The sequence below is a fragment of the Tsukamurella paurometabola DSM 20162 genome, from assembly GCF_000092225.1.
In the GTDB taxonomy this organism is placed as follows: domain Bacteria; phylum Actinomycetota; class Actinomycetes; order Mycobacteriales; family Mycobacteriaceae; genus Tsukamurella; species Tsukamurella paurometabola.
On the sequence record NC_014158.1, the window covers coordinates 392483 to 419245 of the forward strand.

The window sequence follows — 26763 nt, forward strand, 5'->3', positions numbered from 1 at the left end:
GGACCGAAGCGACCTGTTCTCTTTACGACCAGCGAGGTGGAGATGTCGGACACGGAAGTCGAGGCCCTCGTCATCGGCGCCGGCCAAGCCGGTATCGCGATGAGTGAGCATCTCGGCGCGCACGAAATACCCCACCTCGTCGTGGAGCGTGATCGCATCGCCGAGCGCTGGCATTCCTGGCGGTGGGATTCGATGGTCGCCAATGGACCCGCCTGGCACGACCGATTCCCTGGCCTCGAATTCGATATCCGGCCAGATGATTTCGCGGGAAAGAGGCAAGTGGCGGATTACCTCTGCGCCTACGCTGAGATGATCAATGCCCCGATCCGGACCGGTGTCGAGGTCACGTCTGTGACGAAGTGCACTGGGAGAGCTGGGTTTCGGGTAGACACCTCGCAGGGTGTGATCCACGCCCGATACGTGATATCGGCGACGGGAGCATTCCAGAAGCCAGTGATACCGGCCATCCTTCCCCAGCACGCACGCATTCATCAGATCCACTCGGTCGACTATCGCAACCCGCAGCAACTTCCAGGAGGCGCGGTACTGGTGATCGGTGCCGGATCGTCGGGGGTCCAGATCGCTGACGAACTGCGCAGTTCCGGGAGGAGAGTATTCCTGTCGGTGGGGCCGCACGATCGTCCACCGCGCCGATACCGCGGACGGGACTTCTGTTGGTGGTTGGGAGTCCTCGGTCAATGGGATGCTGCTACGCCACCTGCCGGTGCTGAACATGTGACGATCGCCGTCAGCGGGGCGAACGGGGGACGCACAGTCGACTTCCGCGCACTCGCCGCCGACGGCATCACGTTGCTCGGACGCGCAGAGCGTTTCGAGCGTGGTGCGTTGCGTTTCTCGGATGATCTTCGAGCGAACATCGAAGCAGGCGATGCCAGCTATCTATCGATGCTCGATGAAGCCGACGACTACGTTCTGCGGAACGGGCTCGATCTGCCAGAAGACCCGCAGGCCAGGACTTCCCTCCCGGACCCGGAATGCATGCTCGATCCGGTGCGAGAAGTGGATCTTGCCGCGGAGGACATTCGATCGGTGGTGTGGGCAACGGGCTTCGCGAATGACTTCGGTTGGCTCAAGGTGGACGTATTCGACGATCGCGGTCGACCCGAGCACCAGCGAGGTGTCTGCACTGAGCCGGGGATCTACTTCCTCGGACTTCCTTGGCTTTCACGGCGTGGTTCCAGCTTCATCTGGGGCGTGTGGCACGACGCCAGACACCTTGCGGACCAGATCGCCATCCAGCAGGGGTATCTGCGATACACCGGTTCGGAGTGTGCGCGCAGTGAGCGGGGCGCAGACCGGAACGACCGATCCGCTCAAGGAGCCCGACCATGAACACTCCCGCCGCGAGACCCACCCATCGTCGTATCCGCCCGTTCAATACGAGAGACACCTATCCGGAACAGAATCTCGACAACGACCTGTGTCAGGCGGTGGTGGCCGGAGGTGTCGTCTACCTTCGCGGCCAGATCGGTCAAGACTTGGATACGCGGGAATCCGTCGGAGTAGGAGACGTGAAGGTCCAAGCGCATCAGGCGATGAGGAATATCTCTCAGCTGCTGGAGGAGGCGGGAAGCTCACTGAGAGACATCGTGAAGGTCACCGTCTATCTCACGGATGTGCGCTATCGCGAGGTGGTGTACCGGGTGATGGGGGAATGGCTCGCGGGTGTGTACCCGGTGTCCACCGGACTGGTCGTCGATGCGCTCGCCCGCCCCGAGTGGCTCGTGGAGATCGATGCGGTCGCGGTGCTGAGCGCGCCAGAGGGTGTGGCCCGGTGACACTGTCGTTGGTAGCGCGTGATCCGCACAGTGGGGCCTTCGGCATCATCAGGGCCTGCTGCACGGGTAGGTGACATCTGATCTGTGGTGCCGAGGGGTGCCGCTGGAAGGATGTGCACTGTGCCTAAGCCGTATCCGAAGGAGTTCCGCGACGATGTGGTCCGTGTCGCGCGTAATCGTGAGCCGGGAGTCCGTCTCAAGCAGATCGCTGCCGACTTCGGCATTAGCGAGTCGTGCCTGATGAACTGGGTGAAGACCGCCGATGTCGAGGCCGGCTCCAAGTCCGGGAGCAGTGCGGCGCAGTCGGCGACCGAGAGGCAAATGCGTAAGCGGATTCGGCTCCTTGAGCAGGAGAATGAGGTCCTGCGTCGTGCGGCTGCGTATCTGTCGCAGGCGAACCTGCCGGGAAAATGATGTACCCGCTCGTGAAAGAGCTCGCCGACGACGGTGTTCCCGTCACGGTGTCGTGCCGGGTTTTGAAGCTCTCCCGTCAGCCTTACTACCGTTGGCTCGCCGCCCCGGTCCCCGCGACGGAGCTGGTCGAGGCGTATCGCGCGAACGCCCTGTTCGACGCCAGCGTTGATGATCCGGAGTTCGGTCACCGGTTACTCGCAGACGAGGCCCGCGCTGCCGGTGAGCCTATGGCGGACCGCACTGCGTGGCGGATCTGCCGCGACAACCGGTGGTGGAGCGTCTTCGGAAAGAAACGCTCGAGCAAGGGCGGCAAACCCGGGCCCGCGGTCCACGACGATCTATGCACCGTCACCGACGAGCACGGCAGGACTCGTCACCGGTTCACCGCAGATGCACCGAATCGGTTGTGGCTCACAGATATCACTGAACACAGGGCTCGGGAAGGGAAGCTGTATCTGTGTGCGATCAAAGATGCCTACTCCGGGCGGATCGTCGGCTACTCCGTCGACTCGAGGATGAAGGCCCGGCTCGCCGTCAACGCCCTCAACAACGCTGTCGCGATGCGCGGTGATGTCACCGGATGCATAGTTCATAGTGACAGAGGATCGCAATTCCGGAGCCGAAAATTCCGACGTGCCTTGGAATATCACGGACTACGCGGATCAATGGGCCGAGTCGCCTCCTGCGGCGACAATGCCGCGATGGAGTCGTTCTTCAGCCTGCTGCAGAACAACGTCCTCGACCGCCACTGCTGGGCCACCCGGCAGGAACTGCGGACCGCGATCATCACCTGGATCGAACGGACCTACCACCGCCGGCGCCGACAACGCCGCCTTGGACGATTGACACCCATCGCATTCGAGTCCACCATGAACCCGGCCGCGCCACACGCGGCCTGACCAACTTGTCACCTACCCGTGCAGCAGGCCCTCATCGCCTCGTCGAGTCCCGCGGTGGCGTCCCGGTGTGCCCACATTCGGGCCGGGACCGGCGTCGTCGCATCGCAGAACGTGACCAATCCCGGCTTGGGGACCATGGTTCTAGGTTCACTCGCCGGAGGCGCTGATGCCCGTTCCGCACTGGAGTGGGCTCTGGCGCGGGAAGAGTTTCCCGCCTATCGCCAAGTGACGATTGTCGATGCCCGCGGTAGGACAGCAGTTCACTCGGGCGCCCGAAGTCTCGGGGTTCACGGGCATGCCGTCGGAGAGCAGGCCGTGGCCGCAGGCAATCTCCTGGCGGATGAGGCGGTGGTGAGGGAGATGCTGGCGGGTTATCGGCACAGCTCCGCACCAGCTTTCGAAGTCCGGCTGCTGGATGGACTGAGCGCAGCACTCGGCGCGGGCGGCGAGGCGGGGCCGGTTCGCTCCGCAGGTCTGATGGTGGTCGAGGATGTGGCCTGGCCCGTGACGGATCTGCGTATCGACGATGCCGACGACCCGATATCGGAATTGAAACGGCTGTGGCGGATCTGGGAGCCCCAGAAAGGCGACTACCGGCTTCGGGCTCTCGATCCCACCCGTGCCCCGTCGTACGGCGTTGAGGGGGATCTATGACCTCGCTGGACGAGGCCATTGAGTCCGTCGTCGCCGGAGTGCATCCGAACCTACTCGACCTGGCGCGTGATCTGTTCGACCACCCGGAAGTCGCCTGGGAGGAAGTGCGTTCTGCGCGACGTGTTGCCGCACAGTTGTCGGACCACGGCTTCGAGGTGACCGAGCGCTATGTCGGTGTGGATACCGCCTTCGCGGCGACAATCGGCACCGGGGGACTGCATTTCGCCCTCTGTGCGGAGTACGACGCACTGCCGGGACTCGGCCATGCCTGTGGGCACAACCTGATTTCAGCGATCACAGTCGGTGCAGCGATTTCGCTGGCCCCGCTGGTGGATGATCTGGGCCTGACGCTCACAGTGCTGGGCACGCCGGCCGAAGAGGGCGGTGGCGGCAAGATCGAGTTGCTCGAAAGAGGAGCATTCGCCGGTCAGCATGCGGCGGCCATGGTGCACCCAGGGCCGGTCGATGTTGCGCGTGCCAAGCCTTTCGCGGTGTCGCACAGTCATATCGACTACCGAGGAAAGGCGGCGCACGCCGCCGCATACCCGGATCGCGGTGTCAATGCCGCTGATGCCTTCACCGTGGCTCAGGTTGCGATCGGATTGCTCCGCCAACAACTCCCGTCATCTGTGCGGGTGCACGGCGTGGTGACTCACGCCGGCGAGGCGCCGAACTCGATCGCTGAGCACACCGAGGGCCGATGGTACGTTCGCGCCGAGACCCTGGCAGAACTGGAATCGATCGAGCCGAGAGTCATGCGCTGTTTCGAAGCAGGGGCATGGGCCACCGGGGCCGAACTCACCGTGTCGCCAGAATCCAAGCCCTACGCCGAATTCCGAACCGATGAGCAGTTGTTGGCCTGTTGTCAGTCTCGGGCTCGTGCGATCGGCCGGCGATTCGACGATGGGGGCGACGCGATGATGGCGCGCGCTTCCACCGACATGGGAAACGTCTCACAGGCCTTGCCGGCTATACACCCGTACATCGGGATCGACTCACTCCCCGCGGTCAATCACCAGCCCGAGTTCGCCGCCGCCACGCTCTCTGCGGCGGCCGGTACAGCGGTCGCTCAGGGTGCCGTCGCACTCGCCGGGACAGTGGTCGACGCCGCGACCCGGTCCTCTATCCGGCGGCGACTGGAGTCCGTTTGAGTCAGCCGTAGTTCCACACAGCCGATACACGTCGATCAGCTCGCTGATCATCCCCGACGGAGGAAAGTCCATGCGCGACCCTCGTTATGACATCCTGTTCGAGCCGGTTCGGATCGGACCCGTCACGGCACGCAACCGTTTCTTCCAGGTGCCGCATTGCAATGGCATGGGATATCGAGACCCGTCCGGTGAGGCGGCGATGCGCCGTGTCAAAGCCGAGGGCGGGTGGGCCGTGGTGTGCACCGAACAGGTCGAGATCCATCCGACATCCGACATCGGGCCTTTCATCGAACTACGCCTCTGGGACGACCATGACCTACCGGCGATCGCGCGAATCGCGGAGCAGATCCACGAAGGTGGGGCATTGGCCGGAATCGAACTGGCTCACAACGGTCTGAACAGCCCGAACCTGATCAGTCGGGAGACGCCGTTGGCGCCGCAGCACCTCCCGGTGGTCTCGTGGAATCTAGATCCCGTGCAGGCCAGGGCGATGACGAAGGCCGATATCGCTGATATGCGCCGTTGGCACGCGGATTCGGTCCGCCGATCGCTCCAGGCTGGCTACGACATCGTCTACGTCTACGCCGGGCACGCGATAGGCGGCCTACACCACTTTCTGTCACGCAGATACAACAACCGTTCCGATGAATACGGCGGAAGCCTGGAGAACCGGGTCCGGCTGATCCGCGAGATACTGGAGGACACTCGCGAGATCGTCGAGGGGAAGGCCGCTGTGGCGTGCAGGATCTCGGTCGACGAGTTGCTCGGAGACGAAGGGATCACCCGCGCTGAGATGGAGGACGTGTTCGGTCTCATCGGCGAACTCCCCGACCTGTGGGATCTGGTGCTCGGCAGCTGGGAAGATGACTCCGTCACCTCTCGATTCGGTCCAGAGGGGGAGCAGGAGCCGTTCGTTACCGGCCTCCGGGACCTCACATCCAAACCAGTGGTCGGCGTGGGGCGATTCACCTCACCCGACACGATGGTGCGCCATGTCACCAGCGGCATCCTCGACCTCATCGGTGCCGCGCGCCCGTCGATCGCCGATCCGTTCATGCCGAACAAGATCGAGCGGGGTGACCTCGACGACATCCGCGAGTGCATCGGCTGCAACATCTGCGTCTCGGGCGACTTCACCATGTCGCCGATCCGCTGCACGCAGAACCCCACCATGGGGGAAGAGTTCCGTCGCGGATGGCACCCCGAGTCCATCGCTCCCAAGCGATCGTCGTCGTCGGTCCTCGTCATCGGCGCCGGCCCCGCCGGATTAGAGGCGGCCCGAGCACTGGGAAATCGTGGGTACCCGGTGACGGTGACAGAGGCGAGCCGGATTCTCGGTGGCCGGGTGGTAGGGGAATCGAAACTTCCGGGCTTGTCAGCGTGGATCCGCGTGATCGACTACCGCCTACATCAGATCGCCCGACTCGACAACGTCGAGCTCTACCGCGAGTCGGCGATGAATGCCGACGACGTCCTGGACGTCGGATTCGATCACGTCGTGGTGGCGACCGGTGCCTCGTGGCGGCGGGATGGGGTGGGGCGCTGGCATACTCGACCGATCGATATCGAGCCCGGTGTCGACGTTCTCACTCCTGACGACATCATCGCGGGTGCGCGTCCGCAGGGCCACCGAGTGGTTCTGTTCGACGACGATCACTACTACCTCGGCGCCGTCATCGCCGAACTCCTGGCCAGTGAGGGGTTCGTGGTGACCTTGGTGACGCCGGTTCCGCAGGTCTCGCAGTGGACGACGAACACGATGGAAGCTCATCGGATCCGCAAGCGGATCATCGAAGCGGGAGTCGAAGTGCGCACCGATACTGCGGTATCGACCGTCATGGTGGACGGCGTCGTCACGGCGTGCAGGTTCACCGGTCGTACGGGGTGGATCGATGCGGATTCCGTGGTTCTCGTCACCGCTCGCCTTCCGCACGACGATCTGTATACGGCCCTGCATGACCGGGCGAGCGAGTGGTCGGATGCGGGAGTTCAGAGTGTGCGCGGTGTTGGCGACGCATGGGCGCCCGGAACGATCGCGGCGGCGGTGTGGTCCGGGCACCGGTTCGCGGAGGAGCTCGATGCACCGCTCGGTGACGCTCCGGTGCCATTCCGGCGCGAGGTCACGCAACTCACGATCGAACCCGTCTTCCCACGGCCGGCATCTTCGTCTTGACGGTGGGACGATCGCGGACAGCCGCGTCCGGCTACGCCCCCTCGCTGCCGAACAGGTCCCTGCAGAGCTCGGCTACGACTGTCGCTCGGCGGGTGGGTTTCGCCGCCACCGCATTGAGCAGCACCATCGTCAGCGCTGGCGATGCATCCGCAATGGGAACGCTTGCGACGGGATGTCCGTCGAGGGCCATGGGAACCGCCGACTGGAAGTTCAGAACCGTGTAGGCCAGACCACGCCCTACGAGGGCGCGGCAGGTCTCGACCGTCGTCGACCGATAGCGGACGTTCGGTTCGACCCCTGCGGCAGCGAAGATGCGCCGGAAGTAGTCCCGGCTGTGCGGCAGATCGAGCAGTGCCATGGGCTCGTCCGCGAGCTCCGACAAGTGCACGCTGGCGTTCTGGGCCAACGGATGTGACCCTGATACCAGGACGTGAGGAGAGATCGTGCGAAGCGGCCAACGTTTGAGGCGGGGGTCGTCCACCAGGTCGTAGCCGATTCCCAGCTCGAACGTCCCGTCGGCTACGCCCTCCGCGAGATCTGCGAGGTCGACCTCGGTCGTTCTCAGCTCCAGTCTCGGAAGCTTCTGTGACGCCACGGACAACAGCGTCGGCAACACATACGGCGCGACTACCTGGAAGCACCCCACCGAGAGTGTGCCGCTCAGCGAGCTGCCGAGTCCTTGGGCTGCGGATCGGAGATCGGCTGCGGAGGCCAGCAATTGGCGGCTCGCGACCACCAACTCGCGTCCAGCCGGGGTCAGGGTGATGCCCTTGGCGTGATGCCGGACCACCAGTTGTACCCCGAGCGCGCCTTCGAGATCAGCCAACGCAGTGGACATGGCCGATTGCGACAGGTGGACCGCCGCCGCTGCACGCGTGATGCTGTTGGCCTCCGCCACGGCCACGAAGTATTCCAGTTGTCGGAGCGTGTAGTCGGCCACGGAGCACCTCGCAAGTTCGATTGAATCGATCTTAAAGCTAGAAAACAACGACTGTACAGAGGGTCTTCGAGGTCGCAGGCTTGATGAAACCTCCGAAGGCCATCGACAGGAGCTGGCGACCATGGGAACGAATCCCCCTGTGCAGAAGGATCCTCCGAGATCGGCGGCGGACGGTGAGCCGCTGCGGCTGCGGCATTCGCTGCGCAGGTTCGACGTCGCCGTGATGATTCTGTCCGCGTTGATCAGTCTCGACATGGTGGGCCAGATCTCCAGCTTCGGTGGTCAAACATTCACCTGGCGGGCCTGCTGCACGGGTAGGTGACAAGTTGGTCAGGCCGCGTGTGGCGCGGCCGGGTTCATGGTGGACTCGAATGCGATGGGTGTCAATCGTCCAAGGCGGCGTTGTCGGCGCCGGCGGTGGTAGGTCCGTTCGATCCAGGTGATGATCGCGGTCCGCAGTTCCTGCCGGGTGGCCCAGCAGTGGCGGTCGAGGACGTTGTTCTGCAGCAGGCTGAAGAACGACTCCATCGCGGCATTGTCGCCGCAGGAGGCGACTCGGCCCATTGATCCGCGTAGTCCGTGATATTCCAAGGCACGTCGGAATTTTCGGCTCCGGAATTGCGATCCTCTGTCACTATGAACTATGCATCCGGTGACATCACCGCGCATCGCGACAGCGTTGTTGAGGGCGTTGACGGCGAGCCGGGCCTTCATCCTCGAGTCGACGGAGTAGCCGACGATCCGCCCGGAGTAGGCATCTTTGATCGCACACAGATACAGCTTCCCTTCCCGAGCCCTGTGTTCAGTGATATCTGTGAGCCACAACCGATTCGGTGCATCTGCGGTGAACCGGTGACGAGTCCTGCCGTGCTCGTCGGTGACGGTGCATAGATCGTCGTGGACCGCGGGCCCGGGTTTGCCGCCCTTGCTCGAGCGTTTCTTTCCGAAGACGCTCCACCACCGGTTGTCGCGGCAGATCCGCCACGCAGTGCGGTCCGCCATAGGCTCACCGGCAGCGCGGGCCTCGTCTGCGAGTAACCGGTGACCGAACTCCGGATCATCAACGCTGGCGTCGAACAGGGCGTTCGCGCGATACGCCTCGACCAGCTCCGTCGCGGGGACCGGGGCGGCGAGCCAACGGTAGTAAGGCTGACGGGAGAGCTTCAAAACCCGGCACGACACCGTGACGGGAACACCGTCGTCGGCGAGCTCTTTCACGAGCGGGTACATCATTTTCCCGGCAGGTTCGCCTGCGACAGATACGCAGCCGCACGACGCAGGACCTCATTCTCCTGCTCAAGGAGCCGAATCCGCTTACGCATTTGCCTCTCGGTCGCCGACTGCGCCGCACTGCTCCCGGACTTGGAGCCGGCCTCGACATCGGCGGTCTTCACCCAGTTCATCAGGCACGACTCGCTAATGCCGAAGTCGGCAGCGATCTGCTTGAGACGGACTCCCGGCTCACGATTACGCGCGACACGGACCACATCGTCGCGGAACTCCTTCGGATACGGCTTAGGCACAGTGCACATCCTTCCAGCGGCACCCCTCGGCACCACAGATCAGATGTCACCTACCCGTGCAGCAGGCCCGGCTGATGGTTCTCGCGGTGCTGTGGATGGTGCCGTACGGGCTGGTGACAGCCGAACTCGGGAGCGCATTTCCGGACGAGGGTGGATTGTACGAGTGGGTTCGGCGGGCCTTCGGCAGGCTCTCCGGCTCTATCGCCACCGTCTTGTACTGGTCGATCAACCCGCTGTGGATCGGTGGATCACTCGCCTTCATCAGCGCGGAAGCATGGAACACGTTCATTTCACCACTGACGGTGGGGACGATCGGCGACTTCGCGTTCAAGACTCTGTTCGTCTGCTCTTCGGTGTGGGTGACGCTATTGTCCATGCGGCGTGCTCGGTTGGTGTTCAGAGTGGGGACGTATCTCAAGCTCAGTCTGGCGGCCCTCTTCCTCCTGACCACGGTCATCTACGGAATTAGCGACGGATTCAACGGATTCGGATCAGTCAGTTGGTCTCCGACCCTCATGGGTTTTCTGGGTTTGGTCCCCTTGTTGCTGTTCTCGCTGGTCGGGTTCGAGGTGCCGAGCCAGGCGGGCGGCGAGTTGCAGAACCCCCAGCGCGATGTTCCGCGCGGAATCGCGACCGGTGGGATCGTCGGGGTGCTGGTCTACGCACTACCGGTCTTCGCTCTGCTGCTGGTTCTTCCCCCCGACCAGATCACCGGAATCGGCGGGTTCATGGCCGCAGTGCACACCGTCTTCGCCGTATATGGTCCCGTGGCACCGATTTTGGTGAAGATGGCGGTTATCGCCTTCATCCTCAGTCTCGGGATCACCGGTGCCACATGGGCAACTGCGGCGAATCGTGCGCTCGCCGTGGCTGCTCGCGACGGCGCGTTCTTCCCGTACTTCGGCAAATTCGACCAATCCACGGATACGCCACGGAGAGTCGGGGGCTTCACCGGCGCGATCGCTCTGGTGTTCATGTCCGCGAGTGTGGTCTTCTCCAGCGGCGACAGCGCCGCCACGTTCGGAGTAGTCCTGAGTATCACCATCTCGACCTCCCTGATCGCGTACCTGTTCGTCTTTCCAGCGGCATTCCGACTGCGTTTCTCGCATGCCGAAGTACCACGTCCGTACGCCGTCCCTGGCGGGAGAGTCGCGATGGCACTGGCGACGGGAGTGGCCACCTTCTGGGCCGCTCTCGGTGCGTGGGTCGCGGTCTTCCCGGGCACACTCGAAGTCGTGCTCGGCCTTGACTACGACTTCCTGGCGCAGTGGGGTGTATCGCGAACGCGGTTCGAGGCCTTCGCCATCGGCACGCTGGGAATCCTGACAGTCATCGCGGTCGCTGGATACCTCGTGGGTCGTCGTGACCGCGCCGTCCGCGGCGGGTCGATCGCGACCGATCGTTCCTGAATCCGGGGCGATACCGCAGTGCTGGGAACATTCTCGGGAACGATCCTCGGGCACCTAGCGCGCGTGCCGCGCGATCCAGGTGGTCTTCAGGCCGGTGAACTTGTCGAGCGCGTGCACCGAGAGATCGGATCCGAATCCCGACTCCCCGAATCCGCCGAACGGGGTGCCGGGGGACAGTGCATCGACCGTGTTCACCGAAACCGTGCCGGCGTGGAGCGCATCCGACACTCTCAGCGCGCGATCGAGGCTCGACGTCCATACCGAACCAGCGAGTCCGTACGCGGTGTCATTGGCGATCGCGACCGCCTCTGCTTCGTCGTCGAACACTGCGACCGATAGCACCGGGCCGAAGATCTCATCGGTCATGGCGGCTGCATCGAGGGGAAGATCGACCACCACGGTTGGCTCCATGAAGTATCCTGGACCTTCGATTCGTTTCCCGCCCAGTAGTGTTCGACCATCGGAACCTGCTTGCGAGCAGGCGGCGAGGACACGGTCAAGGTGCTTTTCGGAGACCATGGCGCCGGTGATCGAATCGGGATCAAGCGGATCGCCGGGGCGGTACGTGGCGGCTTGCTCGACCACCTTCGTGAGGAATTCCTCGGCGATAGTGCGCTGGACCAGCAGGCGACTGTTGGCGGAGCACACCTCTCCCTGATTGCCGAAGATGCCGAAGCAAGTCATCTCCGCTGCTCGATCGAGATCGTCGTAATCGGCGAAGACGATGTTAGGGCTCTTGCCGCCGCATTCGAGCCACACCTGCTTCATGTTGGATTCCGCGCTGTAGGCGAGGAACTTCTTTCCCACTTCGGTGGATCCGGTGAACGCCAAGCACTGAACGCCGGGATGCACGCCGAGGGCGCGACCCGCGGTCGTCCCCAGCCCGGGCACCACGTTGAAGACCCCGTCGGGGATACCTGCTTCCGTGGCGATTTCGGCCATCCGCAGTGCCGACAACGGCGACTCCTCGGCCGGTTTGAGCACTACCGAGTTCCCGGCCGCCAGGGCCGGCGCGACTTTCCAGGCAGCGATGTCGAGCGGGAAGTTCCACGGCACGACGGCGCCGACGACACCCACCGGGATCCGTCGAACCATGGCGACGCTACCGTCTGCCGTGGGTGGGAGCTCACCTGGAATCTTGTCGATCACTTCGCCGTAGTACCGGAACACGGCAGCCGCCCCGGGGACCTCCACCGTGTAGGAATCGCGGATGACCTTCCCCATCTCCAATGTGACAAGGAGCGCAAGCTCTTCGATGTTCTCGAGGAGGAGATCGGCGAAGCGGATGAGACGCTCTCCGCGTTCGGTGGGGCTCAGTCCATTCCACCGCCCGTCGTCGAACGCCCGCCGCGCGGCTTTCACGGCCGCGTCGATGTCGTCTGCGCCGCCCGCCGATACGGCGGTGAGCACCTGGTCAGTGGCCGGGTTGACGACATCGAAGCTCTCCCGCGACAGTGCTGGAGTACTACGACCGTCGATGAAGGAGGTGGTCGGAAGTTTGATCGTTGAGGCTCGCTCGTGCCAGTTGATGGAGGTGACGTCGGAAGGTTCGGGCATACGTCCATCGTGATTGACGATGAGCCGGAACAGTGCACCCACTGCTCCCGAATAATGGATGCTCGGGATCAACGTTCCCGATGCGCGAACACCGGACGGAACAGGAACGTCGAGGTGCACTATGGAGGTATGGACCTCCGGATCGACGGCAGGGTGTTCCTGGTCTCCGGCGCTACCCGCGGCATCGGGGCGGCGGTGGTGCGAACGCTGCTCGCCGAAGGTGCGTGCGTCGGTGGCTATGCGCGCCGCGTCGCCGACGAGGTGGACGATTCGCGGCAGCTGATCGGGGCGGCCGAGGCCGCCGATGCCGGGCAGGTGCGCGCCTTCGTCGATCGCTGCGCGGAGCGGTTCGGCCGGGTCGACGGAGTGGTCGCGAACGCGGGACAGGGACTCATCGCCGGTCCCGACGCTCCGCTCGACGTGTGGCACGATCAGTTCGACCAGCGGATCACGCACGCCAAGAACCTGATCGATGCCGCACTGCCACACATGCGGCGCACGGACGCGCCCGTGATCGTGCTGCTCAATGCAGTGAGTGCACATCACCCTGATCCGGAGATGGCGCCGGTCAGCGCGGCCCGCGCCGCACTCGCGTCGTATGCGGCCACGCTGAGTCATCACCTCGCTCCGGACCGGATCCGGGTGGTGTCCGTCGACCTCGGAATGATCGACACCGACAGGCAACGCGCACGCCATACCGCTTCGCAGAGCCCGATCGAGTACGACGAGTGGCTCGTGGACGAAGCCGTGCGGCGTGGAATCCCCTGGGGGCGTGCGGGTACCCGACGGAGGTCGCCGACATCCCTCGCGCGCGAGGAAGGCGGGGGCCGTCAGCGAGGCGTGCGCTGTGGCGAACAGGACAGGTTCGGTACGGCAGCGGACAGGATGTCGAAGGCGGCGTCGATCCGGTCGGGAATCGGGATGTTGCGGTTCGCGAGAAGCGCGACGCCGGTTCGCGATCCCGGGTGCAGTAGCACGTAGGTGCCGAATCCCTTGGTGGAACCCGTCTTGTTGAGCAGACACGAGGGCTCGGGGCCAGTCGGGGTGACGGGCCTACTCGCGCCCGTGATGCCAGCGGCGTTGGCGTCCTGCACTCGTTTCCGGGTCGCAGGGCTCGCGATGCCCTCCCATCCGAGTGACTGTCGCATCGGCGACACCTCGTATCGCGGTTGCATGGCCGACCGGATCGCCGGGGGTGTGGTCGGATTCATGAACGCGGCGGTGAACGCCGCGAGGTCGCTCGGCGTGGTCTTGACGCCGTAGGCCTCGGCGTCGAGTGGACGGGGGGAGAGCCGGACCCGCGGCGAATCGGAAGTGCGGCCCCATGCGTACCGATCGGCCGCTGAGTCGGGGATGGAGATGTAGGTGTCGCGCAGGTCCAGTGGTGTGAGTACTCGCTCTCGCAGCGCAACCGGGTAGTCCATCCCGTACGCAGCGGCGGCGGACAGGCCGAACAGCCCGATGCTGGGATTGGCGTACCGGCGAGTGGTGCCCGCCGGTGCGGTCGGGCGCCAGGTAGTGAAATAGTCGCGCATCGAAGTCTCGTCGGTCACCGACGGTGGAAACTGAAGTGGGAACTCGCCTGCGGTATACGTGCCGAGCTGATCGAGTGTCACGCCGGCTAGCGGAGTTCCGCGCAGCCAGGGTAGGAACCGGGCGGGGCTGTCCTGCAGTGATATCCGCCCGTCGGCTTCGGCGGTAGCACCCAACAGCGCGGTGTAGATCTTGCTCACCGAGCCGATCTCGAACAGGGTGTCCGGTCCGACGGCACGGGAATCCTCCGCGCCGAGCGTGCCGTCCGTGACGACGGTGGTCCGCGCACCCAGGACCACCGCGACGGCGATGCCTGGAATAGCATGTGCCCGACGTAGTTCCGTGATCACAGAGCGCGCGGTGGTGCTCACCTGATCGGGGGCTGCGCTAGGTGACTGATTCGGGTGTTCCGCCGGCTGTGCAGAACAGCCGGTCATAACCGCGGCGGTCAGTACTGCCGCGATCAGGGAGCGCATCGGAATGGAAGGCATGGATCGAGAAGATCATGTGTCGAGTACGCCGTCGAGGTGTGGTGCGGCGAGATGGTGATACCCGTTCGCTATCACCGCAGGTCGCGGCCGGCTTCGAGCGTCGCGATCAACGAGGGTCCGAGCGTGTCATCGAGGCGAGGTGCACTATGGAGGTATGGACCTCCGGATCGACGGCAGGGTGTTCCTGGTCTCCGGCGCTACCCGCGGCATCGGAGCGGCGGTGGTGCAGACGCTGCTCGCCGAAGGTGCGTGCGTCGGTGGCTATGCGCGCCGCGTCGCCGACGAGGTGGACGATTCGCGGCAGCTGATCGGGGCGGCCGAGGCCGCCGACGCCGGGCAGGTGCGCGCCTTCGTCGATCGCTGCGCGGAGCGGTTCGGCCGGGTCGACGGAGTGGTCGCGAACGCGGGACAGGGACTCATCGCCGGTCCCGACGCTCCGCTCGACGTGTGGCACGATCAGTTCGACCAGCGGATCACGCACGCCAAGAACCTGATCGATGCCGCACTGCCACACATGCGGCGCACGGACGCGCCCGCGATCGTGCTCCTCAACGCGGTGAGCGCGCACCACCCGGACCCGATGATGGCGCCCGTGAGCGCCGCCCGGGCGGCCCTCGCCTCGTACGCCACCACGCTGAGCCGGCACCTCGCCGGCGACCGGATCCGCGTGGTCTCCGTCGATATCGGGATGATCGACACCCCTCGGCAGCGCGAACGCCATGCCGCGTCCGGGAGTGGACTCGACTATCAGGATTGGCTCGCCGGAGAGGCCGAGCGCCGCGGAATCCCCTGGGGCCGCGCCGGTACCACGGCAGAGGTGGCCGATACCGTCGCCTTCCTGCTCTCCCCGCGTTCCTCGTACAGCACCGGCACCTCGATCGCTATCGCGGGCGGGTTGCATCCCCGGCCCTGACCTCACGCCGCCTGGGGCGGTGCAGTGGAACGGTGCACATGCCCTGTCGGGGTATGAGTTTCGACGGTGTGCCGGCCGGTCTCGTCGTCGACGGTGCGGCTGGACCACCCCGCTGCTTCCTTGGCGTAGTTGCACGCCGCGCACAGCCCCTGCCCGTTCGCCAGGCTGGTGGGGCCGCCGTGCGCGTGCGGGGCGATGTGGTCGGTGTGTGCGATCGGGGCGTCGCAGTACGGGGTGCGGCAGTACCGATCCCGCGCCGCGATCACCTCCGCCAACCCGCGAGGAAACAACCGCGACCGCGAATCCAACCCGACCACAGCACCCGATTCCGGCTGCACGTAGAGGCGTTTGACCCACGCGATCGCCTGCTCGGCCGCCCGCCCCACCAGATGGCGGGCGATCTCCCCCGGCAGCGTTCCACCGCCGGAGAGGTGCGCGGCGCCAGGCTGATCGCCCAGCAGAACAGAGGCAGGGACGGTCAGGTTCACCGTCACCGGTTGCCCTTCTGCCGCCTCGCGGCCGGTGATCCGCGCGAACGCGGTATCAGCCATGATCTGCCCACGACTGCGCGGCTCACCCGGCACACCGAACACGGCATCGGCCGCCGTCTTCAGTGCGGCGTACACGCCGACGGCCTGTGCGACCGGTAGCAGGATCGATACCCGCGCCATGCAATCCGGCGCCGGACGGACCGTGACCCGACGATCCTTGGCGGCCAAAGCGACTCGGTCTACCGTGGCTTGTGCATCCAGCCGGTATGCGACCTGCTTGACCGTGTCCTGCAAGCGCTTCAGGCCCAGGCCACCCGCGGCGAAGTTCTCGCCGCACAGTGCGGTATCGGCCTCGGTCTTCAGGCGGGGTTCCAGATGGGAGACACCGGCGACGATCACCTCCACCGCTTCCGGTGACACATCACCCTCGCGCAGCCGCGCGAAGGTGGCGGGCAGATCCCGCGCCAAGACTTTCGCCCGGGACAGCATCGCCGTGGCCCGGTTGGTCGAGACTCGCAACGCGAGCGCCACCTCCGACGCTACGCCGGCCTCCCAGCGATCCTGCGCCGCACCGGCGGCGATCCGCTCACACACCCGCGCCCGCAGCAGCTCGACGATCAGCCGGTACTGATCGAACACCACCCGCGCCCGTAACCGCTCCAACGCGGACAGTCCGGCGATCACCTCACCGCCAGCCCCCGAAGCCGTGCCGATATCTTCCTCTTCCATACTCGAACACTACGACCACCCACTGACAAGTTTTCGATTTGAAAGGTCAAGTGAATAGGTATATTTGGGTAGTCTCGGGGTATCGCATCCACCCTCGACGCCCCACCGCCCGTATATGCGAATCCACGGAGTCGTGGGCCGCTTCTGGCGGGAGAAGGCCACGTGCTCGACCGCGAATCAGCGCCGAAAAGTGCGGAGGAACCACCGCTGCCACGGTGTCTCGACCGCACGCGGGTGGTACTCCGCACGAACGAACTCCACGGCATCGGCAGGTGAGAGTCCGTCGAGAATCGCGAGCGCGGCGAGACCCGTTCCCGTTCTGCCGATCCCGCCTCCGCACACCACCTCGACCCGCTCGGTGGAGAGCAACTCGTGTGCCTGCGCGATCCGGCGCCTCGCGGCGCCCGGAGCCAGCGGTACCCCGAAATCCGGGGTGCGCACCCACAGGATCCTGCCCGGTGCGGACTCGGGAGGCAGCCAGGTAAGAGCGAGGGTCACGGTCGCTGCGTCCGCGGGTGCACCGGCGCGCAGGCTACGACCGCGCACCAGGGTGCCCGACGGTAGCCGTACCAGGCCGGCGGTGGAATCGGCCCACTGCCTCACGTGGGCGGCGTCCACTGCTGGACCCGGCGCATACCCCAGTCCATGAGCCCGTCCGGGGCGAACCGGAAGGCCAGATCGCGGCCGAAGGCGACCAGCGGGTTGGGCCACTGCCCCGCGGCACCGAGCAGATGAGCCTGCCGCGCGATCCGCTGGGTGCGCCGCCTGCGCTGCTTGTCATAGCTGGTCAACGCCGCAGGCACCGCCCGCGGGTCCGGATCCGTCGCCAGCGGCCTCAGCACCGACACCAGGACGGCCGCATCCTCCAGCGCCAGGTTCGCGCCCTGCCCCAGGGTCGGAGGCATGGCGTGCGCTGCATCACCCACCAGCGCCGCCTGCCCGCGAGAGAAGGTGCGCAGCGGGCGCGCGAGTCGCTCGATGGGTTGATAACCGATCCGCTTCGTTTCGGTGGCCGTGATCAGCTCCGGTATCGGATCGTGCCACTGCCCGAACCGCTCCAGCAGCTCGCCGGGCTCCGGCTCGTCGTCCGCGGTGGAGGGACGCACCGCGAACCAGTACACCCGCCCGTCCCGCAGAGGCACGTAACCGAAGCGCTCGCCCCGGCCGAAGGTCTCACCCGCGTCCTCGAGCGCCACCGGTGCGGCGGTGATGCCCCGCCATGCCCCGTACCCGCAGTACGCCGCACCCGGGTCACCCGCATAGCTGCCCCGGACCCGGCTCCGGATGCCGTCGGCGCCCACGATCACATGTGCGTACGACAGCAGGCCGCTCGGTCCGAGGTCGACGGTGTCCCGGTTGACGCCCTCGACCCGGATACCGGGACGCACGGTGTCCGGTACCAGCGCGCCCAGCAGCGCCTGGTGGAGCTCGGTGCGGTCGATCACCCGCAATCCGGCCGCGGTCTCGGGGCGGAAGGTGCTCACCCGCGTACCGTCGACCGTCCGCGTGCCCACGGGGATCTCGGGCGGACCGTCCGCCGTCACGGCCCGTACCCGTTCCTCCAACCCCAGCGATCGCAGCGCGGTGAAACCATTGTCGAACAGCGACAATCCCGAACCGCGGGGGAGGAAGCGCGCGGCCTGCTCCAGGACGATCACCTCGGCACCGGCGCGCTGCAGGCCCGCGGCGGCGGCGAGCCCGCCGATGCCCGCGCCCACCACCGCGACCCGGAGTGAGTTCGTCCTCCACATGTCTTCGACGGTAATGCGCCGTCGTCCCGCTGTCACCGAACCGGACATCCCACGTACCTCGCTGACAGTGTTTGCTGTCACGTGGGTGGCTCAAGTTTGGGATCGCACGGGATGTGCGGTTAATCTGTACCGTCCCTCTCGTATGGCCGACGGGGGTGAAGACTGAGGAGTATGCCCGTGTCGATCGCCGACGAGTGGGAGATCTGGTTCCCCGACGCCTATGAGATCGGCTCGGAGTCGGTGCGTTCGTTCGCCCGCGCGACCCGTAACTGGCACGTGCCCTACGCGGCCAGCCGGGTGGTTCCCGCAGACTCCGCCGTGCCCGCCACGATGCTCGGTGCGCCGCTGCTGCAGGCCGCGTCCGCGCTGGTCGGCAAGGCGATCCCGGGCTGCAACCTGTCCGCGATCCTGCACGCCGGCCAGACCTTCCACTACCTGCGGGCGTTGCAGATCGGCGACATCGTGAGTGTGGGCACCCGGCTCGGCTCGCACATCGTCAAGGCAGACACCGACCTCATCACGGTCGACTGCATGGTGTACGTGGCCGATGAGCCGTGCGTCTCCGCCGAGATCTTCATCGCCCACAGCCAGCGTGAGACCGGTATCGACCTCGAGGCCGCGGATCGGCTCGCAGACGAGGTCATGATGACCGGCACCGGTCCGTCGAACAGCGACGAGTACGCGGCCAACGTCGCCTCCTCGATCTAGACCGCCACACCTACCAGCGCTTCGAGGGCTCTCGCCATATCGGCGCCCTCGATCCGCATGAGCTGCGCCTCGTCGAGGCCGGCCAGATCTGCCCCGGACTCCGCGAGCCGCATTTCGCGCTCCTCTTCCGCGGCCTCGATCACGTTGCGCACGAAGCGGCCGTTACCCAGTTGGTCGAGCCGGTCGGTGATGCCCGCACAGCAAGCCTCCAGAACGGCTGCGGCCTCGCCCGTGAGCACCGCATCGCGGGCCCTGGCCATGGCCTCGCCGATCTCCGCGAGTTCGCCCGGGGAGTAGCCGGGGAACCGGATCCGTCGCGCGAACCGCGACGCCAGGCCCTCGTTCGATCCGAGGAACCGGTCGATCTCGCCGTCGTATCCGGCGATGATCACCACCAGGCGATCGCGGTCGTTCTCCATGCGGGCCAGAAGCGTGTCGACGGCTTCCCGGCCGAACGCGTCACCGCCCGACAGCCCGTCCTGCACCAGGGTGTACGCCTCGTCGATGAAGAGCACACCGTCGAGCGCGGAGTCGATCACCGCGCTGGTCTTGATCGCCGTGGCGCCCAGGTACTGCCCCACCAGATCGCGCCGGGAGCACTCGACCACGTTCTCGGTCTGCAGCAGCCCCAGCCCGCGATACATCCGGGCCACGATCCGGGCCACCGTGGTCTTGCCCGTGCCCGGTGGCCCGGTGAATGCCAGGTGGAGCGATCGGGCGCCACTGGACAGCCCGCGATCGGCGCGCACCTGGGCCAGCTGCATGGTGGTGCGCAGCCGTGCCACCTGTTCCTTCACCTCGCGCAGCCCGACCTGCCGGTCGAGTTCGGCGGCGGCCTCGGCGAGCAGGTCCGCGGAGTCCTCGGCCTGCGCGTCCTCGGCCACGGGTTCGTCGGGGGAAGCGAGTACCAGGCGGTGGTTCGGGTCGCGCAGCGCCGCCTCGGCCGGAGGGTACGACGGTGCCGCTCGTTCCAGCAGTGCGCGGGCGCCGTCCTCGTCGCCCTGCTCGCGGAGCACCAGCCCGTGGCAGTACCGCGCCGCCGCCGCGGCGCCCGGCACCGGTCCCGCCGCCGCCGCGGTGAGGTGCCGCGCCGCCTCGGCGAACCGGCCGAGCTGCGCCGCCGCGGCGCCGGCGATGGCGTGGCCGGCCGCGGCCAGCGCCTCGTCGTCCCAGCCACCGAGTCCGTCCAGTGCGGTCAGGACCTCGCCCCACCGGCGGCCGGTGGCACAGACGACCGCGCGCTGATACCGCTCGATGGGGCAGCTCACCGCGGCGTCGAGGGCACGTTCGGCATCGTCGGGCGCACCGTCGGCGAGCAGCCGGGCGGCGTACGCGACGTGCGCGGTGGCCGCGTCCCGGAGCGGGTAGTCCACGTACATCCCGGTGGCGAAGGTGCCCGCCAGATCACCCGGTGAGAGCCCGGCGCGGCGCGCCGCGGACCCCAATGCGTCGGCGGTGCGGTGCAGCGCCGCGAGCACCTCGGCGGTGGTCTCGCCCGCGGCGGCGCGACCCAACCAGGCATCGGCCATTCCCGGATCGGCCGCGGTAGCCGCGGCGAAGGCCCGTCGAGCCAGTGCGGCATCTCGCGGTGTGGCCTCGAACTCACCCACCTGGATACCGAGAGCGGCGACGCCCGCCCGGAACGCCGACAGCGCTGATGCAGAAGCAGTCATGGTGTCCCCCCAGACCCCGATTCGCCCCCGAGCCTAGCGGCGTCTAGCGCGCCAGGAGCGCGATCTCCCGGATCTCCTTGAGATCGGGGCCCACCTCGTCGGAGTGCCACAGCCGAAGACGCCACTCGTCGGCGCCGTCGCCGGCATGCCGGGCACAGGCCTCGACCACGTAGTAGCCGCGGGCCATCGGGAACTCCACGATCTCTCCGACCGCGCCGTCGGCGGGCGAGAACAACTCGACGGTGCCGGATGTGTCCACGCACAGGGTGGTGCTCAACACGGTGTCCCAGTCGCCATCGTGCGGTGGCACGTCGTCCCAGTGCTCGATCTCCACCGGCATCGCCGACTGTGCCCGCGACGGTGACGCGAATCCCGCGGTCGCCTTGTTGGTGGCCGCGCCGTGCACGGTGACCGCCGCGAGCAGATCGTCGGGGACGCGGTTGCCGAAACAGCTCGCGAAGAACTTGCCCTCGCGCAGGTCCAGCAGACCGGAGAGCTGCATGAGGACGCGGGGTTCGAGGTGCATGGATCAGTATTGTCCCCGATGCCGCAACCCGGTGCGTCTGGCAAGCTCGATGACATGTCCGAATCTACTTTCGCGGTGGCCGCCCGAGCCGTCGATCTGACCAAGGTCTACGGCGAGGGCGACAACGTGGTGCACGCGTTGGCCGGAGTCTCCGTCGACTTCCTCACGGGCGAGTTCACCGCGATCATGGGGCCCTCGGGCTCCGGCAAGTCCACGTTGATGCACTGTCTGGCCGGCCTGGACACGGCCAGCAGTGGATCAGTGCAGGTGGGCGGCACCGAGCTCACTTCACTCAGCGATAAGCAGATCACGGAGCTGCGGCGCGACCGGATCGGTTTCGTCTTCCAGGCGTTCAACCTGGTGCCCACGCTCACCGCGCTGGAGAACATCACCCTGCCGCTCGACATCGCCGGCCGCAAACCCGACCAGCAGTGGCTCGATACCGTCGTCGACCGACTCGGCCTGCGCCCGCGCCTGGACCACCGGCCCACCGAGCTCTCCGGAGGCCAGCAGCAGCGCGTGGCCTGTGCCCGCGCTCTGGTCGGCAGGCCGGACATCATCTTCGGCGATGAGCCCACCGGCAACCTGGACTCGCGATCCGGCGCCGAGGTGCTGTCGATTCTGCGGTCCGCGGTGAACGACTTCCGGCAGACCGTGGTGATCGTGACGCACGATCCGCGCGCCGCGTCCTATGCCGACCGGGTGGTGTTCCTGGCGGACGGGCGGATCGTCGACGAGATGCGCGGACCGACCGCCGAAACGGTGATGGACAAGATGATCCATCTCGACGAGCTCGTGGGCGGCTGAGATGGCCTCACCCATGCGCAAGGTGGCCTTGCGCAATCTGATGGCGCACAAGGGCCGGCTGTTCCTGACGGTCCTCTCGGTGCTCCTCGGCACCTCGTTCATCGCCGGATCGATGGTCTTCACCGGAACGCTGTCGAAGGCTTTCGACGGGATCTCGGACCGGATCGCGGTGGGGGTCGACGCGCGAGTCGCGCCGAAGGATGCGCAGGGGCAGGGCGGTTTCGGGCCACAGGGACCCGGTGTCCCGCTCAGCGCGCTCGACCGGGTCCGCGCCGTGCCGGGTGTGCGGATCGCGCAGCCCGCCGTCACCGGTTCCATCGCGCTCCGCGACGGCAAGGGCGATGTGGTCTCGCCCACCGGCGCGCCGCAGACCGGCGGTGCCTACCTGCCGCCGGGGGAGAGCTTCGAGTCCGATGGCCTGAAGATCACCGAGGGCCGCGCACCGTCGGGCCCGAACGAGATGGTGCTCAACGACTCCGCGGCCGACCGGCTCGATCTACCGGTGGGGTCCAAGACCACCGTGGTGACGCCGCGGTCGCCGGGGCCGATCGAGGCGACCATCGTCGGCACGTACACCGCGTCGGTCGACACGGGCGGGTACATCGGCGCCCTGTTCGCGAAGGACGAGGCGCAGAAGCTGTTCGGCGACGGCGCGACCACACCGAACATCGACGTGGCCGCGGCGCCGGGAACCAGCCCCGAGCAACTGCGCGACCGTCTCGCGCAGGCGCTACCCGAACTCGACGTCAAGACCGGTGACGAGGTGCGCACCGAGTTCACCGACCAGGTGAACCAGGGGCTCAGCTTCCTCAATTACTTCCTCGTCGCCTTCGGTCTGATCGGTTTGCTGGTAGGCGTTTTCATCATCTACAACACGTTCTCGATGCTCGTCGCACAGCGCCTCAAGGAGCTCGCGCTGCTGCGCGCGATCGGCGCCAGCCGTCCACAGGTACGCAACTCCGTGGTGCTCGAGGCGCTCGTCGTCGGCGTGCTCGGCAGTGCTGCCGGACTCGCGACCGGCATCGGTCTGGCCTGGCTGTTGCAGGCCGTGGTGAAGGCCGCGGGTGCGGGCTTCCCCGATACGGGCATCGTGGTCGCGCCCTCGGTCGCGATCACCGTGATGCTCGTGGGCACCGTGGTCACGGTGATCTCCGCGTTGATTCCCGCGGTCCGGGCGTCGAAAGTCCCACCCGTGGCAGCGATGCGAGCGCAGGACGGCGGATCCGCCGCATCGGTCCTGGTGCGCGGCGCGATCGGTGCGGCCCTTTTCCTCAGTGCGCTCGCGCTGCTGTTCGTGGCGACCACCGAGTCCGGTTCCGGTGCAGCGATCATGGTGGGCGTCGCCGGCTTCGGACTGGTGCTCGCCGTGGTGATCGGCGGCCCGGCTCTCGTCGGCCCCGTGCTCGGCGGCGTCGGCACGGTGCTCGCCAAACCCTTCGGCCCGGCCGGCCGATTGGGCCGTACCAACGTGATGCGTAATCCTCAGCGCACCACCGCGACCGCGTTCGCCCTGGTGATCGGCGTGGCGCTGGTGGGTGTGATCGGCACCCTGGGGGCGTCCATGCAGAAGTCGATCGACTCGCAGGTCGACACGGGTATCAGGTCCGATCTGGTGCTGCAGGCGCCGCAGTTCGGGATGCCGCCCGCGGCGCTCACCGCGATCAAGGACGTCCCCGGCATCGGCACCAAGACAACGCTGTACGCGGTGCCCACGCGGATCGACGGTGACCGGCAGAACCTGCTCGCCGTCGACGGCGATGTGAACGCGGTGTTCAATCTGACCCGGGTCGCCGGCACGCTGGACCTGAAATCCGGTGGCCTCCTGATCGACGAGGACAAGGCGCGGGCAGAGGGCTGGGAGGTCGGCTCGAAGGTCGCCCTGGGCTCGGCCACCGGCCGGGAGCAGGCCGAGACGACGGTCACCGGGATCTATGCCAAAGCCGGTGGCCTGTCCGGGCCGGTGGTCACCGTCGGTGAGGTGAACACGCTGTATCCGCCCGCGCAGGGGGCGACCAGCCCGATCGTCACGCCGCAATCGGTCTTCATCGGCGCCGCCGACGGCACCTCCGTCGAGGACCTCAAGGACCGGCTGCGCGAGGCGGTCAAACCGTTGCTGGTGGTCAATGTCGACGATCAGCAAGACCTCAAGGACCAAGCAGGCCAGGCGATCACCGCCCTGATGGGCGTGCTCTACGGGCTGCTCGGCTTGGCGGTGATCATCGCGATCCTGGGCATCATCAACACACTGGCGCTGTCGGTGGTGGAGCGGCGCCGCGAGATCGGCATGCTCCGCGCGATCGGCATGATCCGCTCCCAGGTGCGCAAGTCGATCTATCTCGAATCGATGCTGATCGCGCTGTTCGGCGCCGTACTCGGCCTGGTGCTCGGCGTGCTACTGGGCACGTCGCTGGTGTACGCGCTGCGTGATGAGGGGCTCGGCTCCGTGGTCGTCCCGTGGTCGACGGTGTTGGTGATGCTGGTCGCCTCGGCCTTCGTCGGCGTGGGTGCGGCGATCCTTCCGGCCATCCGTGCCTCCCGCACGCCGCCACTCGCCGCGATCGCGGAGGGCTAGCTGTCACAGATCGCGGGCGGTCGGTGTCCTGAGTGCGGAACACTGGGTTCCGCCTGAAGGAGGCAGAGATGAAGGTCGTCGTGATCGGTGCCGGATATGCGGGGACGATCGCCGCGAACCGGCTGATGAAGAAGGCCGGCGGCGCGGACGTCACGGTGGTGAACCCGCGCGGCGAGTTCGTCGAGCGGGTGCGGCTGCACGAGTACATCGCAGGCAGCGGCTCGGCGACCACGCCGCTGGCCGACATGCTCAATCCGGCGATCCGGCTGGTGGTCGGCTCGGTCGAGACCATCGGTGATGGTTCGGTGACCCTGGCCGACGGCACTGTGCTGCCCTTCGATCACCTGGTGTACGCGGCGGGTGGGGCGATCACGGCACCGGCGGGCACCGTGGCGGTGGGCGGATTCGAATCGGCCGGCCGGGCGCGCACGGCGCTCGCCGCACTGCCCGACGGTGCCCTGGTCACCGTGGTCGGTGGCGGTCTCACCGGTATCGAGACCGCCGCGGAGATCGCGGAATCGTGGCCCGCGCTGCGGGTGCGGCTGCTCAGCGAGGGCGAGATCGGCGCCTCGCTCGGTGTCGGTGCGCGGCGTCGGGTACACCGGGAGCTGGAGCGGCTCGGAGTGCAGTTGCGGCGCGGCCGGTACGAGGAACCCGACGGTGCCGGTCTGGTGCTGTGGGCGATCGCCACGCAGGTCAGCGATCTGGCGGCGCGCAGCGGGCTGGCCGTCGACGACTCCGGCCGGGTTCTGGTGGACGAATTCTTGCGCAGCGTCAGCGATCCGCGGATCGTGGCGGTGGGTGACGGTGCCGCCGTGCCGGATGCGCGGCTGAGTTGCCAGACGGCGTTGCCGCAGGGGGCGCACGGCGCGGACAACCTGGCCCGGATCATCGCCGGCGCGGAGCCGAAGCGGTTCTCGATGGGGTACACCGGGCAGAACGTCTCGATCGGGCGGCGCAGCGCGGTGATCCAGACAGCTCGCCGCGATGACACCCCGACGCGGATCTGGTTCGGTGGCCGGCCCGCTGCGTTCGTCAAGGAGCAGGTGTGCACCATGGCCAGGGGCGCCGCCCGCACCGCGAACTACGCCTGGCTTCCGGCACCGAAATGACCACCGCAGCAGAAGTGTTCACCGAGTATCGACCGCTGTTGTTCTCGATCGGATACGAGATCCTGGGCAGTGTCGCCGATACCGAGGATGTGCTCCAGGAGAGCTACCTGCGGTGGAGCGATGTGGATCTCGCCGTGGTCGAGAATCCGCGGGCGTACCTGGCGCGCATCGTGACCCGGCAGGCGCTGAACGCGCTGCGCGGTGCGGCGCGCCGGCGCGAGCAGTACGTGGGACCGTGGCTACCGGAACCGCTGGAGACGCCGTCGGGTGATGCGCCGACCGAACACGTGCTCACGGGTGAGGCGGTGACGACCGCGATGCTGTTGGTGTTGGAATCCCTGACCCCTACCGAACGCGCGGTTTTCGTGCTCCGCGAGGTGTTCGGCTTCGGCTATCCGGAAATCGCCGAAGCGGTGGGGAAGAGTGAAGCGACGGTGCGCCAGACCGCGCACCGCGCCCGCGGTCATGTCCAGGCGCGACGACCGCGCACCGTCGTCGACCCCGCGGTGGCGCAGGGCGCGGCGGAGCGGTTCCTGACCGCGGCGGCTACCGGCGATGTTCAGGCGCTCATGGATGTGCTGGCGCCCGACGCGGTGTACCTGGGGGACGGTGGCGGCGTGGTCTCGGCGGCCCGGCGTCCGGTACACGGCGCGGACAAGGTGGCGCGCATGCTGATCGGGTTGTTCCGCAAGGGCGCCGCGATGGGCGAGATGGGATTGCGTTTCGCGGTGTACAACGGCATGCCGGCGATGGTCGTCTCCTTCGACGGGGTCGTCGATCAGGTCACCTGTATCGAGGTCGACGGTGCGATCGTCACAGGTGTCTACTGCGTGCGGAACCCGGCGAAGCTCCGGAGCGTATCGATGGGGTGACGGACGGCCTCGGAAGCGACGGCGAGGCCGTACGAAGTGAAAGAAGATTCCCTATCGAATCCGATA

Annotated in this window: 23 protein-coding genes and 1 pseudogene; 15 read left to right on the plus strand and 9 right to left on the minus strand. The window is 66.8% G+C overall.

The features are described from left to right. Nucleotides 1–42 precede the first annotated feature (42 nt). The 6 genes from TPAU_RS01815 to TPAU_RS01845 all read left to right on the plus strand — a co-directional run bounded on the left by TPAU_RS01815 (nt 43) and on the right by TPAU_RS01845 (nt 7090). Nucleotides 43–1353 (plus strand): flavin-containing monooxygenase, encoded by a 1311-nt coding sequence (locus tag TPAU_RS01815; RefSeq protein ID WP_013125063.1) that lies wholly within the window; start codon nt 43–45, stop codon nt 1351–1353. After that, entirely contained in the window at nt 1350–1799 is a 450-nt protein-coding gene (locus TPAU_RS01820) for a RidA family protein (RefSeq protein ID WP_013125064.1), read from the plus strand. The genes TPAU_RS01815 and TPAU_RS01820 overlap by 4 nt, the downstream gene beginning before the upstream one ends. A 120-nt stretch (nt 1800–1919) precedes the next feature. Then, nucleotides 1920–3112, plus strand: a protein-coding gene (locus TPAU_RS01830; protein WP_245537794.1) for an IS3 family transposase whose coding sequence is annotated in 2 segments (ribosomal slippage) — nt 1920–2204 and nt 2207–3112 — 1191 coding nt in all. Because the reading frame shifts where the segments join, the coding sequence is not laid out codon by codon here. 18 nt (nt 3113–3130) lie between these two features. Next, nucleotides 3131–3766 (plus strand): DUF1028 domain-containing protein, encoded by a 636-nt coding sequence (locus TPAU_RS01835; protein WP_013125065.1) that lies wholly within the window; start codon nt 3131–3133, stop codon nt 3764–3766. Further along, a complete protein-coding gene (locus tag TPAU_RS01840; protein WP_013125066.1) occupies nt 3763–4917 on the plus strand; it encodes a M20 family metallopeptidase in 1155 nt (384 codons plus the stop codon). The genes TPAU_RS01835 and TPAU_RS01840 overlap by 4 nt, the downstream gene beginning before the upstream one ends. A gap of 70 nt (nt 4918–4987) precedes the next feature. Then, nucleotides 4988–7090, plus strand: coding sequence for an oxidoreductase (locus TPAU_RS01845; RefSeq protein WP_013125067.1), 2103 nt, complete (start codon nt 4988–4990; stop codon nt 7088–7090). 31 nt (nt 7091–7121) lie between these two features. Here TPAU_RS01845 and TPAU_RS01850 read toward each other — a convergent pair whose 3' ends face one another. Beyond that, complete coding sequence (locus TPAU_RS01850; RefSeq protein WP_013125068.1) at nt 7122–8030, minus strand: LysR family transcriptional regulator; 909 nt, start codon at nt 8028–8030, stop codon at nt 7122–7124. A gap of 121 nt (nt 8031–8151) precedes the next feature. Between TPAU_RS01850 and TPAU_RS01855 the strand changes: the two genes are divergently transcribed. Next, the gene (locus tag TPAU_RS01855; RefSeq protein ID WP_245537829.1) at nt 8152–8352 is read left to right on the plus strand and encodes a hypothetical protein; all 201 of its coding nucleotides are present in this window, start codon (nt 8152–8154) and stop codon (nt 8350–8352) included. Between the two features lie 8 nt (nt 8353–8360). Here the strand turns inward: TPAU_RS01855 and TPAU_RS01860 are convergent. After that, a protein-coding gene (locus TPAU_RS01860; RefSeq protein WP_245537794.1) for an IS3 family transposase occupies nt 8361–9553 on the minus strand; the annotation gives its coding sequence in 2 pieces (ribosomal slippage) (nt 8361–9266 and nt 9269–9553; 1191 coding nt in all). A 56-nt stretch (nt 9554–9609) separates the two neighbouring features. Here TPAU_RS01860 and TPAU_RS01870 point away from each other — a divergent pair. Further along, nucleotides 9610–10962, plus strand: coding sequence for an APC family permease (locus TPAU_RS01870; RefSeq protein WP_245537830.1), 1353 nt, complete (start codon nt 9610–9612; stop codon nt 10960–10962). 54 nt (nt 10963–11016) lie between these two features. Here the strand turns inward: TPAU_RS01870 and TPAU_RS01875 are convergent, their stop codons facing one another. Beyond that, nucleotides 11017–12519, minus strand: coding sequence for an aldehyde dehydrogenase family protein (locus tag TPAU_RS01875; RefSeq protein ID WP_013125069.1), 1503 nt, complete (start codon nt 12517–12519; stop codon nt 11017–11019). 129 nt (nt 12520–12648) lie between these two features. Between TPAU_RS01875 and TPAU_RS22210 the strand changes: the two genes are divergently transcribed. Beyond that, nucleotides 12649–13500 carry an SDR family NAD(P)-dependent oxidoreductase gene (locus TPAU_RS22210; RefSeq protein WP_013125070.1) on the plus strand — a complete coding sequence of 284 codons (852 nt, stop codon included), beginning with the start codon at nt 12649–12651 and terminating at the stop codon, nt 13498–13500. Here the strand turns inward: TPAU_RS22210 and TPAU_RS01885 are convergent. Then, a pseudogene (locus TPAU_RS01885) lies at nt 13452–14543 on the minus strand (serine hydrolase); the annotation flags it as partial. The gene TPAU_RS22210 and the pseudogene TPAU_RS01885 overlap by 49 nt on opposite strands. Nucleotides 14544–14697: 154 nt before the next feature. On the opposite strand from TPAU_RS01885, the gene TPAU_RS01890 reads away from it, so the two are divergent. Continuing rightward, a complete protein-coding gene (locus tag TPAU_RS01890) occupies nt 14698–15456 on the plus strand; it encodes an SDR family oxidoreductase (RefSeq protein ID WP_013125072.1) in 759 nt (252 codons plus the stop codon). A gap of 2 nt (nt 15457–15458) precedes the next feature. Here the strand turns inward: TPAU_RS01890 and TPAU_RS01895 are convergent, their stop codons facing one another. The 3 genes from TPAU_RS01895 to TPAU_RS01905 form a co-directional block, all read right to left on the minus strand. After that, entirely contained in the window at nt 15459–16676 is a 1218-nt protein-coding gene (locus tag TPAU_RS01895; protein ID WP_013125073.1) for an HNH endonuclease, read from the minus strand. A 177-nt stretch (nt 16677–16853) separates the two neighbouring features. Beyond that, nucleotides 16854–17279 carry a hypothetical protein gene (locus TPAU_RS01900; RefSeq protein WP_013125074.1) on the minus strand — a complete coding sequence of 142 codons (426 nt, stop codon included), beginning with the start codon at nt 17277–17279 and terminating at the stop codon, nt 16854–16856. Further along, nucleotides 17276–18427 carry an FAD-dependent monooxygenase gene (locus TPAU_RS01905; protein ID WP_013125075.1) on the minus strand — a complete coding sequence of 384 codons (1152 nt, stop codon included), beginning with the start codon at nt 18425–18427 and terminating at the stop codon, nt 17276–17278. Before TPAU_RS01905 ends, TPAU_RS01900 begins: the two co-directional genes overlap by 4 nt. Nucleotides 18428–18598: 171 nt before the next feature. On the opposite strand from TPAU_RS01905, the gene TPAU_RS01910 reads away from it, so the two are divergent. Continuing rightward, complete coding sequence (locus TPAU_RS01910) at nt 18599–19135, plus strand: FAS1-like dehydratase domain-containing protein (protein ID WP_041944246.1); 537 nt, start codon at nt 18599–18601, stop codon at nt 19133–19135. Here the strand turns inward: TPAU_RS01910 and eccA are convergent. Both eccA and TPAU_RS01920 read right to left on the minus strand, forming a co-directional pair. After that, nucleotides 19132–20808 carry a type VII secretion AAA-ATPase EccA gene (gene eccA, locus TPAU_RS01915; RefSeq protein ID WP_013125077.1) on the minus strand — a complete coding sequence of 559 codons (1677 nt, stop codon included), beginning with the start codon at nt 20806–20808 and terminating at the stop codon, nt 19132–19134. The two genes, TPAU_RS01910 and eccA, sit on opposite strands and share 4 nt — an antisense overlap. A 43-nt stretch (nt 20809–20851) precedes the next feature. After that, the gene (locus TPAU_RS01920; protein ID WP_013125078.1) at nt 20852–21334 is read right to left on the minus strand and encodes a hypothetical protein; all 483 of its coding nucleotides are present in this window, start codon (nt 21332–21334) and stop codon (nt 20852–20854) included. A gap of 54 nt (nt 21335–21388) precedes the next feature. Between TPAU_RS01920 and TPAU_RS01925 the strand changes: the two genes are divergently transcribed. From TPAU_RS01925 to TPAU_RS01940, 4 genes are all read left to right on the plus strand, one after another. Then, nucleotides 21389–22141, plus strand: coding sequence for an ABC transporter ATP-binding protein (locus tag TPAU_RS01925; RefSeq protein ID WP_041944247.1), 753 nt, complete (start codon nt 21389–21391; stop codon nt 22139–22141). Between the two features lies 1 nt (nt 22142). After that, nucleotides 22143–24713 carry an ABC transporter permease gene (locus TPAU_RS01930; RefSeq protein ID WP_013125080.1) on the plus strand — a complete coding sequence of 857 codons (2571 nt, stop codon included), beginning with the start codon at nt 22143–22145 and terminating at the stop codon, nt 24711–24713. Nucleotides 24714–24781: 68 nt separating this feature from the next. Next, on the plus strand, nt 24782–25825 hold the full coding sequence (locus tag TPAU_RS01935; RefSeq protein ID WP_013125081.1) for an NAD(P)/FAD-dependent oxidoreductase: 1044 nt from the start codon (nt 24782–24784) through the stop codon (nt 25823–25825). Further along, the gene (locus TPAU_RS01940; protein ID WP_013125082.1) at nt 25822–26697 is read left to right on the plus strand and encodes an RNA polymerase sigma-70 factor; all 876 of its coding nucleotides are present in this window, start codon (nt 25822–25824) and stop codon (nt 26695–26697) included. Before TPAU_RS01935 ends, TPAU_RS01940 begins: the two co-directional genes overlap by 4 nt. Nucleotides 26698–26763 lie beyond the last annotated feature (66 nt).